Source organism: Salinigranum rubrum (assembly GCF_002906575.1).
GTDB lineage: Archaea > Halobacteriota > Halobacteria > Halobacteriales > Haloferacaceae > Salinigranum > Salinigranum rubrum.
The window spans coordinates 2,702,685-2,717,443 of the sequence record NZ_CP026309.1; the positions used below are offsets into that span (position 1 = coordinate 2,702,685).

At 64.0% G+C, this 14,759-nt stretch carries 12 protein-coding genes and 1 pseudogene; 6 read left to right on the forward strand and 7 right to left on the reverse strand.

Going from position 1 to position 14,759, the window contains the following annotated elements; all coding sequences use genetic code 11:
* Nucleotides 1–71 precede the first annotated feature (71 nt).
* Complete coding sequence (locus C2R22_RS13360) at nt 72–1,397, forward strand: MFS transporter (RefSeq protein WP_103426193.1); 1,326 nt, start codon at nt 72–74, stop codon at nt 1,395–1,397.
* Between the two features lie 285 nt (nt 1,398–1,682).
* Here C2R22_RS13360 and C2R22_RS13365 read toward each other — a convergent pair whose 3' ends face one another.
* Nucleotides 1,683–2,411: a hypothetical protein gene (locus C2R22_RS13365; RefSeq protein WP_245902766.1), complete on the reverse strand. Its 729-nt coding sequence runs from the start codon at nt 2,409–2,411 to the stop codon at nt 1,683–1,685.
* A 151-nt stretch (nt 2,412–2,562) separates the two neighbouring features.
* The gene (locus tag C2R22_RS13370; protein WP_103426194.1) at nt 2,563–4,371 is read right to left on the reverse strand and encodes an SLC13 family permease; all 1,809 of its coding nucleotides are present in this window, start codon (nt 4,369–4,371) and stop codon (nt 2,563–2,565) included.
* 176 nt (nt 4,372–4,547) lie between these two features.
* On the opposite strand from C2R22_RS13370, the gene C2R22_RS25090 reads away from it, so the two are divergent.
* Nucleotides 4,548–4,718 (forward strand): hypothetical protein, encoded by a 171-nt coding sequence (locus tag C2R22_RS25090; protein WP_162562482.1) that lies wholly within the window; start codon nt 4,548–4,550, stop codon nt 4,716–4,718.
* 134 nt (nt 4,719–4,852) lie between these two features.
* Here the strand turns inward: C2R22_RS25090 and C2R22_RS26385 are convergent.
* Nucleotides 4,853–5,035: pseudogene (locus C2R22_RS26385) on the reverse strand (transposase); the annotation flags it as partial.
* 137 nt (nt 5,036–5,172) lie between these two features.
* Here C2R22_RS26385 and C2R22_RS13380 point away from each other — a divergent pair.
* Nucleotides 5,173–5,532: a MarR family transcriptional regulator gene (locus tag C2R22_RS13380; RefSeq protein WP_103426195.1), complete on the forward strand. Its 360-nt coding sequence runs from the start codon at nt 5,173–5,175 to the stop codon at nt 5,530–5,532.
* A 132-nt stretch (nt 5,533–5,664) separates the two neighbouring features.
* Entirely contained in the window at nt 5,665–7,011 is a 1,347-nt protein-coding gene (gene glnA2 / locus C2R22_RS13385) for a gamma-glutamylputrescine synthetase (protein WP_103426196.1), read from the forward strand.
* Between the two features lie 24 nt (nt 7,012–7,035).
* On the opposite strand, the gene C2R22_RS13390 is transcribed toward glnA2, so the two are convergent.
* Nucleotides 7,036–7,821: a M14 family metallopeptidase gene (locus C2R22_RS13390; RefSeq protein WP_162562483.1), complete on the reverse strand. Its 786-nt coding sequence runs from the start codon at nt 7,819–7,821 to the stop codon at nt 7,036–7,038.
* 93 nt (nt 7,822–7,914) lie between these two features.
* Here C2R22_RS13390 and C2R22_RS13395 point away from each other — a divergent pair, with 93 nt between their 5' ends.
* Complete coding sequence (locus tag C2R22_RS13395; protein ID WP_103426198.1) at nt 7,915–9,234, forward strand: aspartate aminotransferase family protein; 1,320 nt, start codon at nt 7,915–7,917, stop codon at nt 9,232–9,234.
* Between the two features lie 136 nt (nt 9,235–9,370).
* Entirely contained in the window at nt 9,371–10,471 is a 1,101-nt protein-coding gene (locus C2R22_RS13400) for an amidohydrolase family protein (RefSeq protein WP_103426199.1), read from the forward strand.
* A 165-nt stretch (nt 10,472–10,636) separates the two neighbouring features.
* Here C2R22_RS13400 and C2R22_RS13405 read toward each other — a convergent pair whose 3' ends face one another.
* From C2R22_RS13405 to C2R22_RS13415, 3 genes are all read right to left on the reverse strand, one after another.
* Entirely contained in the window at nt 10,637–12,166 is a 1,530-nt protein-coding gene (locus C2R22_RS13405) for a M20 family metallopeptidase (protein ID WP_162562484.1), read from the reverse strand.
* Complete coding sequence (locus C2R22_RS13410; protein ID WP_103426201.1) at nt 12,163–13,125, reverse strand: DUF6885 family protein; 963 nt, start codon at nt 13,123–13,125, stop codon at nt 12,163–12,165. The genes C2R22_RS13405 and C2R22_RS13410 overlap by 4 nt, the downstream gene beginning before the upstream one ends.
* Nucleotides 13,126–13,329: 204 nt before the next feature.
* Nucleotides 13,330–14,625, reverse strand: a complete 1,296-nt coding sequence (locus tag C2R22_RS13415) for an ABC transporter substrate-binding protein (protein WP_103426202.1) — start codon at nt 14,623–14,625, stop codon at nt 13,330–13,332.
* Nucleotides 14,626–14,759: the final 134 nt, after the last annotated feature.

The window sequence follows — 14,759 nt, forward strand, 5'->3', positions numbered from 1 at the left end:
CACCACGGCGGAGTCGACACGCCATCGGTTGAGCGATACCTTCATACTGGATGCAAGGGGAAACGAGAGACGTGACGACGAGGGCACTTCGTTCGACACCCACCCGCTGGCGGTGGGTTCTGTGGGCGCTCTTGGCGACCGGCTTTCTCCTCGTGAGTTTCCACCGCGTCACTACCGCGGTGCTAGCCGACGATCTGACTCGGGCGTTCGACACCACGGGCGCGGAACTCGGGCTGTTGCACGCGGCCTTCTTCTACATCTATGCAGGGCTACAGCTCCCAGCGGGAGTCCTCGTCGACCGCGTCGGCCCACGCCGCGTTGCGGGGGGTGGACTGGCCGTGATGACGCTCGGGGTCGTCGGGTTCGCGCTCGCCCCCACCTACGGCATCGCGTTCGTCTCGCGTGCGCTCCTCGGGCTCGGTGGGAGCGTCATCTACACCGCGACCCTGCGCTTTCTCGCGAGCTGGTACCGGCCGGACGAGTTCGCCTCGATGACCGGCTGGACCGTCGCAGCCTCGGGCGTCGGCGGCGTGCTCGCGACGACACCGCTGGCGGTCGCGGTCGACGCCGCGGACTGGCGAGCCGTCCTCGGTGTCATCGGCGTGGGTGGCCTCGGCCTCGCCATCGTCACGTATCTCGTCGTCCGCGACCAACCGAGCGACGCCGGCTTCGAACCGCTTGACGGCGTCAAGCCGCCGGAGACAGAAACGGACATCCAGACCGTCCTCGTCAACACGAAGGAGATCGTCCGCGAACGGGAGACGTGGCTGATGGGCGTCATGCTGTTTCTCGTCTTCGGTGTCAACTTCACCGTCCTCGGCCTGTGGGGCGTCCCCTACATCGCGGACCTCTATGACGTCTCCGTGCAACGTGCGTCGACGTTCGTCTTCGCCGGTAACGTCGGCTACCTGCTCGGGTCGCCGCTGCTCGGCATCGTCTCGGACCGTATCGGTCGGCGGACGGAGCTCATCCTCGGCTCCTGTGTGCTGTTTACGCTCGCGTACGGCCTGGTGTTCCTCCTCGTGACCCCGCCGCTTCTGCTCATCGGCGTCGTGCTGTTCGTCGCGCTTTTCGTCCAAGGCGGCACCATTATCAACTTCACCGTCGCCAAGGAACGACACGACGCTAGTGCGAGCGGCACCGTCACGGGCACTGTCAACAGCATCGGGTACTTCGGTGCGGCCGTCTTCCCCGCGCTGATGGGGTACACGCTCGACACCTACTGGACCGGCGAGACTGTCGCCGGTGCACGCGTCTACACTGCGGCAGGCTACCGGGTGGCGTTCGGCATCGCGACGGCCGCGGGCCTCGCCGCGGTATGCTGTGCGGCGTGGCTCCACTACCGTGAGTCGGACGCGGACTCCTGGCAGGCGGTGATTCCGCGACTGGCCGACTGACCGACGGATGCTCTCTTCGGGTTCGTGTGGCCGCCAGCGGACTGTGTCGGGACCATCGTCTATCTGTACGCTTCGCGGCAGCAACGGCATATGTCTCTTGGTTTCCAAGAACAGTGAATTCGATACGACTACTGGCTGTTTTCGTTGTGATTTCAGCAGTGCCTTCGTCAACTGATCAATCCCCGTCAGTAACCGTTTGACCGGGACAGAGAGTAGTCAGCAAACCGCCCGTGGTCGTTTCTCACCCCTTCCGGTGGAAGCACTCGTCACGCAGGGGTGGACGGCTCATCGCGACACAGACACCGGCTCACGGCGACCCGCGCGTAGCAGGAGGATACCGAGGGCAACGAACCAGACGATTTGGGTGAGGCCGAAGACACCACCGCCGACCTCACCGAGCGCTGGAATAGCCGAGAGGACGCCTGCCGTCCCGACCACAAGGCCGAAGTAGTTCACCAATCGGGGGAGCGCCCGCGTCCGCAACGCGACGACGCTCACAAGCAACGTCCAGAGACCACCGACCATCTCGTTGCCGCCGCCCAACCCCTCGATAACTGGGCTGACCGCCAGCCAGACTGTGGTCGCCTGTATCGGGTCTGTACTGTAGAGGTCGACGACGACGCCTGTCGCGAGGTTGGCGACCATCCCGCTGGCGATAACCAGCCCGGCCCAAATCAGCCCAAATGCGGTCGTTACCCGCATCAGCATCGGTGCGTCGCTCTTGAGCCGCTCGTGGACTGTCATGACGAGCGCCACCAGGATGACGCCGAATACCACGTATATGAGCAGGTACATCGCGTACAGACTGGTCTCATTTGCGACGAACAGTTCGATTTGTTGGAGCGGCCCGGAAACGCCCCCAAAATCAAGAATCACGAGGAAGTACACGATTCCGGCCACATAGATGGCCGCCTCAATCAGTGCAGCAAGACCGCCGACCGTCAGATAGTTCCACCGCCCCACCGTCGGCGATTGCTCGATGCCCGCCACTGCTTGGTCCGTTGTTGATGCCATAATGTTCCGCGACACTGACACTGTCCGCTGAAGCGATAGCTGTGTCGTACACTCTCCCGTCTGCCAGAGCACCCGGCAGGATTCGATATCTCGTGGGGGATGGTGTCGCTCGTATTCGAGGGCAGCCTACTCTGCATCCCTTGGGAATGGGTCAAACACGGACGCCCCAGAAGAACGCAATTCCGAGGACGGTGACGACTGACAGCAGTAACTGCAACGGCCCACCGACCCGCAGAAAGTCCGAGAACGTGTAGCCACCAGGCCCGTAGACGAAGAGGTTCGTCTGGTAGCCGACGGGCGTCATGAACGCCGTCGAGGCGGCGAACGTCACGGCGAGGACGAACGCGAACGCGTTCGCACCGATCGACTGGGCGGCGCTGGCAGCCACCGGAATCATCAACACGACGCTCGCGTTGTTGCTGATGACGCTCGTCAGCAGTCCGGTCGCGACGTAGAACACCCACAGGACACCGATCGCCGGCAAGAACGTCGCCGTCGAGGCGACAGCAGTGCCCAGCAGCCCTGCTGCCCCGGTCTGCTGCAGCGCAATGCCGAGGGGGATGACGCCGGCGAGCAGGAAGATCACGTTCCACTCGACGGACGAGTAGAGTTCGGTCGGTTTGAGAACCCCAGTGAATACCATCGCCACGACCCCTGCTAACGCAGAGACGACGATCGGGAGGATGTCCAGTGCCGGGAGCGCGACGACACCGGCGATGATGCCAACTGCGAAGGGGATCTTCTCGTTCCGGTAGGCCACCTCGTCGAACTGGTGGGCGACGATGAAGTCCTCGTTCTCGACGAGGCGGGTGAGACTGTCCGGCGGTGCCTGCACGAGGAGCGTGTCACCGACCCGGATACGGATGTCCTCGAACCGGTCTCTGACGACGTCGCCGCGGGTTCGAAACGCGAGGACGTTCGCGTCGTAGCGCTGTCGGAACGACGAACTCGTGAGGGTCTCCCCGACGAGGAACGACCCCGACGGGATGACGACTTCGACGAGGACTGGTTCCTCCTCGTCCGGGTGCAGGTCGTCCTCGGTTCGCGGACCGCCCGACAGTGTGAGTCCCTCCGCGTCCATGATGCGTTCGAGCGTCTCCCGGTTCGTCCTGAGCCGGAGCGTGTCGCTCTCGCGGATCTCCTTACGAGCGAGCGGTTCGGAAAACCGCTCGCCGTATCGGATCAGCTGTAACACGTCGATGTCGAGTTCGTCGTCTCCCAGGGCCTCCCCGACCGTCTGTCCGATCAACGACGAGTTCGCCGGAACGACGACGTCTGCGAGGTACTCCTGGAGGGCGTACTCCTCGACGAGGTCTTCGTCGGCTGGGATTCGCTCGGGAATGAGTCGAACGCCGACCGTCATCAGATAGACCGCGCCGACCGCGAAGACGATCACCCCGAGTTTGGTGAACTCGAACATCCCGAACGCGTGCAACCCGAGCTCGGGCGACTCCGCACCGAGTTGGGCTGCGATGTCACTTGCGAGGATGTTCGTCGACGTCCCGATGAGCGTGAGCGTCCCGCCGAGCATCGAGGCGAACGACAGCGGCATGAGCAGCTTCGACGGTGAGGTCTTGCCGTTGTGGGCGAGGTCGTTGATGACGGGGACCAAAATTGCGACGACTGGCGTATTGTTGATGAACCCCGAGATCGGCCCGGAGACACCGACCGTTGCGGCGAGTTGCTTGCGCCGATCGGTTCCCGCGAACGCAGCCATCTTCCGGCCGATCAGCTGGACGATGCCGGTTCGATTGATTCCCGTGCTCAGGATGAGCATCGCCAGGACGGTGATCGTAGCGGGATTGGCGAACCCCGAAATCCCCTCCCGTGGAGAGATCTGTGTCCACGGTTCGAGCACCATCAACAGCACCATGATCAAGATGGCGGTGACGTCGATCGGAAATCGCTCGGTCGCGAAGAGTACGAGAGCGAGGAGAATGAGGGCGAAGACAACGAGCATCTCCGCTGTCACCGGTGTCGAAGCCAAGCCATCGATTGCTAGCGGAAGTGAAAACAAAGACACACTGTCTAGAGGTCGTTACGTGGCAAAAGGTCTGGTATCTCGACCCGCTGGACGACTGGTGGTCCACACGCGCTTGATCGACCCGGCACAAGACGACGGAGACACGCGCCTCCATGGAGTGGGCGAGCGAGCTTCCCGACCGGTCGAAAGAGATCCAGCAACGGTACGAGCAGATTGCGCGCTCTCACGCGACAGGGCCGCTGACGACGGTGAAGAGCATCCAGACACATCTGTCCGACCTCACGATGCTTGCCTCGTCCGAACCGAACGAAACGAAGGGCTGAGTGGTGGATACTCCTACGAGTACGAACTCGACCTCGATGGCTCAGTCGTGCTCGAAACCCGTGAGAAAACCGAAGCCGAGACCGCCTGAGTGTGGACAGAAAACACACGAAATCCCCTCTCTCTCTCTACGGAGTCAGTAACCCACGAGTGAATTCATGGGCTTGTCAGTGGACTCTCCTTCTGCCGCCGATTCGACAGAGGCGTGGAACTCGTCGTTCAGGTTCAGTAATCATGACGTCAGCGCACACTGACAGGGTACGCCTCCACCCGAAGACGTCTGCCCCGAGTGGAGGGCCTTGAGCAGGTTACGAGCGATTTTTTATACGCTGACGCGGAGAGAACCCACGACTTCAGTCGTGGATAACTAATCCGCATTTCTGGGAACGGTAATGCTCCCGTCGAGAGTAACAAACATACCAAACAACTAACTTCCAACAGTCCCAACACTAGTCTATGTCGAGCGGTACGATCGATATCGACGAGTTCGAAGACGCTGACGCCGACGAATTCGAGGAACGGAATGATACCGAGCGAATCGTACTGTTCCTCGACAAGAATGACGACCGGGCGTGGAAGGCGGCGACGATTGCCGAACGGCTCGGGCTGGAGACGGACGCTGTCAGTGCGATTCTCTCACGGTTGAAGCAACGTGAGCTCGTGCGGCACAAGCGCCCGTACTGGGCGATCACGGACGACGAAGAACGACTTCAGTCGGCCTACCGGCTTCACCGACAGCATGAGACGGCAGACGATCAGTACGGTGAAGAGCGTCTTGAAGACCTCCGAACCGACGAGATCGAAGAGATACAATGACTGCGTTCGAAGAGCTGGAACGCGGTGACATTGTCTGGGTGACCGACCCGGTCGAAGTCTAAGTCGATGAGACTCTCATAGGAGGGGAGCGCGCGGGAAAACACTAAGGCGAGATGGTGTTTCAAGTTCCGCATGCCTTCGACTCAAGCGGTCATCGAACAGTGTGAGGCGGACGACATCGCTCTCGTCCGCGTGCTCTACACCGATAGTGGAGGCGTGACCCGCGGACGGGTCGTGCCGGCGAACGATATTGAGGGAGTGCTCACAGAGGGGGCGAACCTGGCACAGGTCCAGCAGGCGTTCACAGCGACGGAGGTCCCCGTGCCCGACTCAGCAGTCGGTGGTCCCGTCGGCGAGGTACGCCTGATTCCGGACCCGGATACGTTCACGACGCTTCCGTACGCAGACCGTGGTGCTGTGATGTTGGCGAACCTCCACGAACTCGACGGTGACTACTGGGCGTACGACCCGCGGTCGAACCTCGTGGAGTTTCTGGAGGAGTTCCCCTACGAAGCGGTCAGCGCGTTCGAGAGCGAGTTCTACCTCGCGAAAGAGACCGACGAGGGCCGTGAGACGTTCGACCAGAGCGGCTGTTTCGCCGCCGACGGAATGCAGAACACCCACGACCTGATCCTCGAGATGGTCGACGCCCTCCGGGCACAGGGAATGGAGTTGGCCACGTACTACCCCGAGTACGGCCCTGGTCAGCAGGAACTCGTCGTGAAGCACTCCCCGGGGATTACCGCTGCGGACCAGCACATCCTGTTCAAACTCACCGTGAAGGCGGTCGCAGAACGCCACGGCTTGAGCGCGGTCTTCTCGCCGAAACCGTTCAAAAACAAGCCCGGAAGCGGTTGTCACCTGCATATCTCGCTGTGGGACGGCGACGACAACGTGTTCTACGACCCGGACGCAGAGAGCCGGTACGGGGTGAGCGGGACAGCACGACACTTCATCGGTGGAATCCTCGAACACGGACCGGCAATCCTGGCGCTAACCGCGCCCTCGGTCGTCTCGTACACGCGACTGCAACCACACTCGTGGGCCTCGGCGTTCACCTGCTGGGGTCACGATAACCGGGAGGCGATGGTCCGAATCCCGTCGGCGTCGGCGTCGAACCCCGAGGGCTCGACACGGATCGAGTTCAAGGCCATCGACAACACCGCCAATCCGTACCACGCGCTCGTCGCACTCCTCGCGGCCGGACAAGACGGCATCGACCGTGAGATCGACCCAGGTGCCCCGCTCGAAGCGGACCCGTCGGCACTATCGAACGCAGAGCGAGCCGAGCGCGGAATCGAACGGTATCCGGAGACGCTCGCGGGCGCGCTCGATGCGCTGGAGGCCGACGACGTGCTCCGTGAGGCGCTCGGTGAGCCGCTCCACGCGTCGTATCTCGCCGTGAAGCGGTACCTTTGGAATCAGTTCAACAGCTCCGTCACCGACTGGGAACTGGAGCACCAGACGGACCCGTTCTGAGGAGTCGAGTCGCAGTGGCTCGCCTCACAGCACGCCAGCAGGACGGGTTCGGTACCCGAGAATGGACGCGTGTCCGTCGCTGGAGGACAGTGCGGGGACGAACGCCTCGTCGGCGGTCATCGGCTCGTCGTCGCGTTCGGCGTACACCGTCCCGGCTTCGACCCACTCGAAGTTCTCTGCCAGGAACCGATACTCGCTTTCGGGCTCTTTTTCGATGATGTCGGTCACCTCGTAGAGGATCGTCTCCGTCCCCGTCTCCGCGATGGAGACATCGGATTCGAGGGCTCCTGTCGCTGCGAGGAACGATTCGATACACAGGACCGCATTGTCAGCGGCCTGGTCCGTCCCTTGCAACCCCGCTTCGACGTCGAGGAAGCCGTGGTCCACGCACCGCCCCGACGAGAGGCCGGTGGTGTCCAGCACGGCCGAGACGTTCATTCGTCTGAACAGCCGGCGCTTTGCGGGTGTGGGGTCCGCTAGGACGCCGAACGGCTCCGCGTACGACCGAGTCGAGTGGATACCAAGCGGGGTACAACCCTCGACCGCTTCGAGAAGCTCCACGGCCAGTCGTTCCTCGTGGATATCGCTCTCGGGGTCCCCCGGCAACACACGATTCAGGTCCCGCTCGACGTATCGACTCCCACGGGAGAGTGCCTCCTCGTTTGCGACGACGAACCGGACTGGGCGGTCGAGGTCGGGGTCGCGTTCGAGGAACCTGTCGATGGCCACCTGGCCGCACGGTTCGTCGCCGTGTACACCGCCCACGACCGCAATCGCCGGGGTACCCGACCCGAGTGTCTCGACTCGCACACTGGCGATGGTGTGAGAGCGACACAAAAGGTTATGGGTCGGAGGGGATCACGTGGGCGACCGATTTATTGATTCGTCTACTGCATCTGTGCCATGACCCGAGAGCGCGACCTTCTTGAGCGCGACACGGACGTCCTCTCCGATGCGATGAAGATCCGGTTCTTCCCGTTCGTCATGGAGACGCAGGAGGGATCGACACTCACCGGGGTAGACGGAGACACACTCGTCGACTTCACCGCGTCGTGGGCGGTGGCGAACACGGGCTACCGACACCCGCTCGTCTGTGAACGAATAACGGCGCAACTCGACCGGGCCGCGACGAACTCGGTCCTCTCAGTTCCGCACGAACCGGTGATCGCGCTCGCCGAACGACTCCGTGATCTTCTCGACGCCGAGTTCGAGACGAAGGTCTGGTTCGGTCACTCGGGGTCCGAAGCGGGCGAGCTGATCTCGAAGGCGCTTCCGGCAGCGGGCGAGGGGAACACGGTCATCACCTTCGAGGGGTCGTACCACGGCATCACAGCCGGCGCGGCGACCATCTCTGGACACAGTGCGCTCGCGGGGTTCGACGCCGACACCGTCGTGACCCTCCCGTTTCCGGATCGGTATCGCGCTCGTCTCGACAGCGTCGACGAAGAAGAACTCACTAAGCGCTCGCTCGCCAGTGTCGAGTCGGCCCTTCGAGATCACGACGTCGCCGGTATCGTCACTGAACCGCTGCAGAGCGACGGCGGGCTGCTCGTCCCTCCAGATGGGTTCCTCGAAGGACTCTCGGACCTCTGCACCGAGTACGGGGCGTATCTCGTCGTCGACGAGGTCAAGGCGGGGCTGGGCCGGACGGGCGAGTTGTTCGCTCACCAGCACGCCGATATCGAGCCCGACGCGGTCGTCATCGGGAAACCGCTCGGGAGTGGACTGCCGATCAGCGCGGTCGTCGGTCGGGCCGACCTCGTGGACTTCGAGCCCGCAGGACACATGATGACCACGGCCGCCGCCCCGCTCCCGGTCGCCGCAGCACACGCCACGCTGGACGTCATCGAGGACGAAAGACTCACGGAGCGTGCACGACGGCTCGGGGCGCGCCTCCGCGCGTCGCTTGAGGGCCTCGCCGAGGAGTCACCGGTCGTCGGTGACGTCCGTGGTCGTGGGCTCATGCACGGTGTCGAACTCGTCTCCGCCGAGGGCCACGCCCCCGACTCGGAGCTCGCCGCGAAGACCTGCCTCTGGGCCCGGAAGCACGGCCTCGCTGTCTTCTACGTCGGTATGGAGTCGAACGTCCTCGAACTGACGCCACCACTCACCATCTCCGAGACGGAGCTGGACCGTGGGTGCGAACTGCTCGCGGCCGCGATCGCCGATGCACGGACGAAGACGCTCGATTCAGAACTCCTAGAGCGATACGCGGGCTGGTGAGTGGTCGCGGTGTCGAGAGCGCGAGGCTGAGCGTCGGGGACGGCACTACGAGTACCGAGAACGAGCGCGGACGTGAACGCGGACTCGGGAGACCAGCGACGCGAGGCTTCAAGTCCCGAGTCACACATCGTCACGTATGACCATTGCAGGGGTCGTCGACTCCACACCACTGATCGACAATCATGCACACGCGGTCGAGCCACAATCGGTGGAAACGATCCGCGAGGCGTTTAGCACGTTCTTCACCGAGGGCGAACTCTCCCCGCACCACGCCCGACACACGCTGAACTACCGGGCGGCTCTGTCGCTCTTGAACTCCCACTTCGGGACGGACGACGAGGCGGAGCTCCTGCGCCGTCGTTCGGAGGTCGACCTCGAGTCGTACAGCAAGGAACTCATCGGCCAGACGGGGACGGAGGTCATCCTGGCCGACGATGGCTTTCCCGACCTCTCACCGACGGAGTTCCAGGCGTACACGGACGCCGACGTCCGCCCTATCCTCCGTATCGAACCCGTCATCGAGGAACTCATCGACGGCCACGACACGTTCGAGGACGTGGTCGACGAGTTCGAGACGACCGTGACGGAGGCGCTGGCCGGCGACCACGTGGCACTGAAGTCCATCGTCGCCTACCGGACCGGCCTGAACGTCGGTGCGCCCGAGCGCAGTGACGCTCGGGAAGCCTTCGATACACTCGGAGACGCTTGGGACGGTCGCCTGGAATCGAAGCCGCTCGTCGACTTCTTCCTGCACAGAGCCTGTACCCTCGCCGGAGCTGCGGACGCCCCTGTCCAGCTCCACACCGGCTTCGGCGACGCCGACGCTCATCCACACTTCGTCGACCCGACGTATCTCTACGACCTGCTGCGGACACACCGCGAGACGCCCGTCGTCCTTCTGCACGCGAGTTACCCGTACGTCCGCCAAGCTGGGTACGTGACCTCGACGTTCGAGGAGGCGTATCTCGACGTCTCGCTGGCCCTTCCGTTCGCACAGAACGGCGTCGAACCGCTGCTCCGACAGGTGTTCGAGGTGACGCCGACGAGCAAGGTCATGTACGGGAGCGACGCGTTCTGCATTCCCGAACTCTACGTACTCGCCGCGGACCGCATCCGGGCCGACCTCACCACGGTACTGGAGGACCTCGTGGCTGAGGGGTTCCTCGACGAACAGTACGCCGAGACGGTGGCGCGGAACGTGCTCCGTCAGAACGCGCACTCGCTATACGGCCTCTGAGACGACTCACTCTCGTCTGCGGGCTGTTCGTGTTTGTCAAGCTACAAGCCCCCGACGATATGTCCGTCATTGGCCGTGGCGTGACACATGCCGCTAGGGCCACGGTACGGAGCGGCGGTCGCCACTCTCGGGGACGGTCGTCGCGGTGACGGCCTCGGGAGGGCGTCACTCGGCGTCGACGATCCCGAGCTCTCGGAGCGTCAGTTCGAGCATCACCTTCGCTCCCTCGACGACCTGGTCTCGTTCCACATACTCGAGCGCCTCGTGTGAGAGTCCCCCCGCAGGGCCGTACTCGACGAGCGTCGGAATCCGAGTCCCATGATAGAGGAACGCGGCGTCCGTCGCCCCAGGTGCGACGTCCACGCCGGGGTCGAATCCGAGCCGGCTGGCCGTCGTCGTCGCCGCCGTCCGCACCAACGGGTGGTCCGTCGCCGCCTCGGTCGAACCGGCCAGCGCCACCGGGGGGAAGAAGTTGTCGTCGGGCACGCGTGCGTCGAACGTGACGTCCGGGGCCGCCTCGGCCGCGACCGATTCGACGCGGTCGACGAGACGGCCGCAGATGTCGTCGACTCCTTTGGGGAAGTCGGTCCACCGTGGCAGGCGGATATCGAGCGTCGCCTCACACCAGTCGGGGACCGAGTTGAGACCGCTGCGCTCTACCCGTCGGCTGTCGGCCTCGACGGCTTCGACACCGCCACCGACGACGGTTGTCCCCGGTGCAACCGTCAACCGTCCGAGGACGTCCTCGTCGACGAATATCTCGCCGAGCCGAGCAGGCAGACCCTCCTCCAGCGCGACCAGCGCACGCGACATTCCGAGGACGGCGTTCGTCCCGAGTTCCGGTGTCGACGCGTGAGCGGCCGTCCCCGTCGCTTCGAGGACGACCCACGCGAGCCCACGGTGGCCGATGACCGGCACGAACCCGTACGACCCTTCCAAGACGACCGCCGTGAAGTCAGCCAGTGAGTCGTAGCGGTTACCGAGCCAGTTCTCGCCCCCGTGCCAGCCGACCATCTCCTTGACGCCGATCTGGTAAACCTCCTCGTCGACGAGGTGGCCGTGGACGAGGTCACCGCCCAGTCGCGTGTCTGTCGCCCCGAGCGCGGCCTGTAGCCCGAGCAGACTCCCGACGAGGCAGACGCTCGACGACTTGTTGTCGTAGACGCCCCGACCGACAAGGACCGGCGCGGACGCACGGTCGCGCAGTCGCCACACGCGGGCCATCTTCTCCCGTATCTCCCGGGTGTAGCGCTCCCCGTCGAGTTCGATATCGATCGTCGTCCCACCACGCCAGTGGACCGTCCCCTCGGTCACAGTGAACGGGTCGTCGTTCGGCCACGCGGTCGGGTCGCCTGCCGGGACGACATCGGTGTGGCTGGTGCAGACGAACCCTCCGTCACCGGCTCCGTTGACGATCGTATACAGGTTCTCCCGGGGCGCGTCGACGTAGTCGTGCTCGGGGTGAATCCGCTGTGTCTCGACGTGGAACCCCGGTGCGTCGAGCGTAGCGTCGAGCTGGTCGGACAGCACTCCGACGGGCGTCTCGGGGTCGTCACTCACACCCTCCTCACCTGAGAGTCCGGGACGTCCCACGAGTGCGTCGAGAAACGACAGCAGCAGGTCGGTGTTCGCGTCGATCCACTCGGTTCCGGCGTCGAGCACCGTCTGCTCCGTCGACGTGAGGCCTTCGTTCATTCGTTGTCGAACGGGCGCGTCCGTGGTTTGTATGCGCTTCCATTGTCCCATGCCCCGGTCTCGAGGTCGTGGCTGTCGAGCCAGGCGAGTGCGTCGTCGACATCTCGTGTCGGCGTCACCAGCAAGAGTCCACCGTCGCGGTGGTCGTCCGCACGCACGAGGCCGGCGTGGATGGCCGCCTCGGGCTGGAGGTGGTAACCCCGCCAGCCGAACGAACGGTACGAGTCCCGGATGAGCAGGTATCGCCTGTCGCTCGACCCGCGCGTGAGCCGCCCTGCCAGCGTCGTGAAGTGGCCGACGTCCCAGTTCAGACGCCGGAAGTACTCGGGATCATCCCACCGAGTGAGAAGTGCGACAAGGTTGTACTTATGACCCAGGAGGCTCGCGGGAGCGAGGGTCTGCGTGAGGTTGTAGTTGAGTATCAGTTGCGCGTGTATCGTGTCGTCACAGACTGCCTCGAGGAGGTCGTCGAACCTGTCTGCGGTCAACTGGACCGCGTCGGCGGCGTCGTCGCTCCGACACGCCGGAACGGGAATGGCCGTAAGCGCCCCATCGCTCGCCGCCTCGCACGCGACGACGAGGCCGTGTGGACTCGTCCCTCCCTCGTCCTCGACGGTGGCGAGGTCGTACGCGAAGTGGTCGTGCGGATACCACAGCCCAGCACGGGCCGGAGGGACCTCTCCGGCGGCGACCGCCTCGCGGACGGCGGCGAGCCGGGCTTCGTTCCGGGGCTCCAGCGTCGTGCCTGCAGCTGCTGCCACGGCGTCGACGGAGACCGGTACCCCGTCACGTTCGGTCTGCCCGTACGCGTGCAGGAGGTACGTCAGGGCGTACGCGCCGCAGACCATGTCCTTCTGGTCGCGTAGTACCCGGTAGGCCTCGTGGACGGCCGGGAACCCGGCTGGGAGCGCGACGTCGAGATCGATCGGCGGATACGTCGGTGGGGGGTCTCGGTCCATCAGTCGCCTCGAATCGGTGTGGCTCTGGACCCCGGGGTAATCGACGGGTCGGGACGGTCGGTGACGGGTGAACGGTCGTGATTCATCGTATTGTCGGGAAGACGGTGCGGTGAGAGGCGGTTCACTGTGGGTGACGATACGACGGTCGGGGACGGTGGCGGGGTTCGAGTGATTCGAACCGAGCGGAAGACCGCGATCGGACGCTTACGACGAAGCCTGCTGTCTGGCACGTTCCCAGGTCTCAACCCACTTGTCCTCCTCGATGGGGTAGTAGTCGATCGAGTTGGCGATGATGTCGTCGAGGCTGTCGAGTTGGAGCGTTTGGATCTGGTTCTCCGTGAGGAACTCTCGTGCGGCGTCGTTCGCCGGCGGCGACTTGCGGAGTTCGGTCCAAGCGATGTTCGCCTGGCCCTCCTTCGAGGCTGCCCACTTGAAGAACGCGTTCGTCGTGTTCTGCTGTTCTTCGGTCTCGGCCTGGGTTGTCATCGTCATCCCTTCCACCCAGAACAGTCCCCCGAGCCCGGGGTTGGGCTGGAACCGGAACTTGTCGGTCCCCAGGCCGGCCTCGACGGTCTTCAACTGGGCGTAGTTGAACAGGAAGCCGTCGAACAGATAGACCGTCTCGTTTATCAGCGGACGGTTGGCCTCGTTCGCCGACGCGGGCAGCAGCCGGGCGTTCGAGAGCAGCTCCGCTGCGGCGTCTTCGACTTTCGCCATGTCCTCCTCCGGGAGGCCGTACACCTTCTCTGCGGTCACATCGCCGTCGATAGAGATCTCGCCCTCCTCGATGAGGTACAGCGCGACTTTCGGGCCGGCCCACAGCGGGAGGCTGAAGATCTCGTACCGGTCGGCGTACTTGTCGTCCCAGAGGACGCTCCAGGACTGGACCTCCTCGGCGGAGACCTGGTCCTTGTTATAGATGAGGCCGCTGATCCCCCACCGGGGTGGGATGCCGTAGCGGGTGTCGTCGTAGAACATCGAGCGGTGATTCCGGACGCCCTCGGGCATGTTCGACAACTCTTCGGAGAACAGGTCCTCGTCGACGGGTCGAGCGAGTCCCGCCTCGCCCAGCCGCTGGACCCAGACGGTGTCGGGGACGATGAACTGGTAGTCACCCCCACCCTGGATGTTCTGGAAGCCCTGCAGGTCGCTCCCGATGAAGTCCGTCGAGACGGACAGATCCGTCTGGTTCTGGAACCGCCCAGTCACGCTCGGGACGTCCCAACCGGACCACGTCAGCCCCTGGATGCTGTCGGCGAACGGCCCCTCGACGCCGAAGTACGACTCGCCGGACATCCCGTCCCCGCCGGCCGTGCTCGTTCCCCCGCTCTCGGTGGCTTCGCCGCCCGATTCGGTCGCTGTACTCCCGCCCCCCGACCCCGACTCTGACTCCCCTCCAGAGCCGTTACTGCTACACCCCGCGAGCCCCGCGATCCCCGCGAGTCCGATTCCCTTCAGTATCTTTCGCCGCGTCCGCCAGTCCATCTCGTCGTGGCTCATAGTCACATGTTCTCAAGCCCCATTATAAGTATTTGTTCACCGGAAGGTGTGAAATATCGATGTAAATCGGTGCACGTGAGGACGGGATGGGCGTTAGTCGGGTTCCGTCGGCGAAAGGTGGACGATGACGGAGG

Excerpts from the sequence above, each read along its gene's own strand:
- C2R22_RS13395 (WP_103426198.1), top strand. The coding sequence starts at position 7,915 with ATGACCCGAGAGCGCGACCTTCTTGAGCGCGACACGGACGTCCTCTCC.
- C2R22_RS13415 (WP_103426202.1), bottom strand. The coding sequence starts at position 14,625 with ATGAGCCACGACGAGATGGACTGGCGGACGCGGCGAAAGATACTGAAG.
- C2R22_RS13405 (WP_162562484.1), bottom strand. The coding sequence starts at position 12,166 with ATGAACGAAGGCCTCACGTCGACGGAGCAGACGGTGCTCGACGCCGGA.
- C2R22_RS25090 (WP_162562482.1), top strand. The coding sequence starts at position 4,548 with ATGGAGTGGGCGAGCGAGCTTCCCGACCGGTCGAAAGAGATCCAGCAA.
- glnA2 (WP_103426196.1), top strand. The coding sequence starts at position 5,665 with ATGCCTTCGACTCAAGCGGTCATCGAACAGTGTGAGGCGGACGACATC.
- C2R22_RS13370 (WP_103426194.1), bottom strand. The coding sequence starts at position 4,371 with ATGCTCGTTGTCTTCGCCCTCATTCTCCTCGCTCTCGTACTCTTCGCG.
- C2R22_RS13400 (WP_103426199.1), top strand. The coding sequence starts at position 9,371 with ATGACCATTGCAGGGGTCGTCGACTCCACACCACTGATCGACAATCAT.
- C2R22_RS13410 (WP_103426201.1), bottom strand. The coding sequence starts at position 13,125 with ATGGACCGAGACCCCCCACCGACGTATCCGCCGATCGATCTCGACGTC.
- C2R22_RS13380 (WP_103426195.1), top strand. The coding sequence starts at position 5,173 with ATGTCGAGCGGTACGATCGATATCGACGAGTTCGAAGACGCTGACGCC.
- C2R22_RS13365 (WP_245902766.1), bottom strand. The coding sequence starts at position 2,411 with ATGGCATCAACAACGGACCAAGCAGTGGCGGGCATCGAGCAATCGCCG.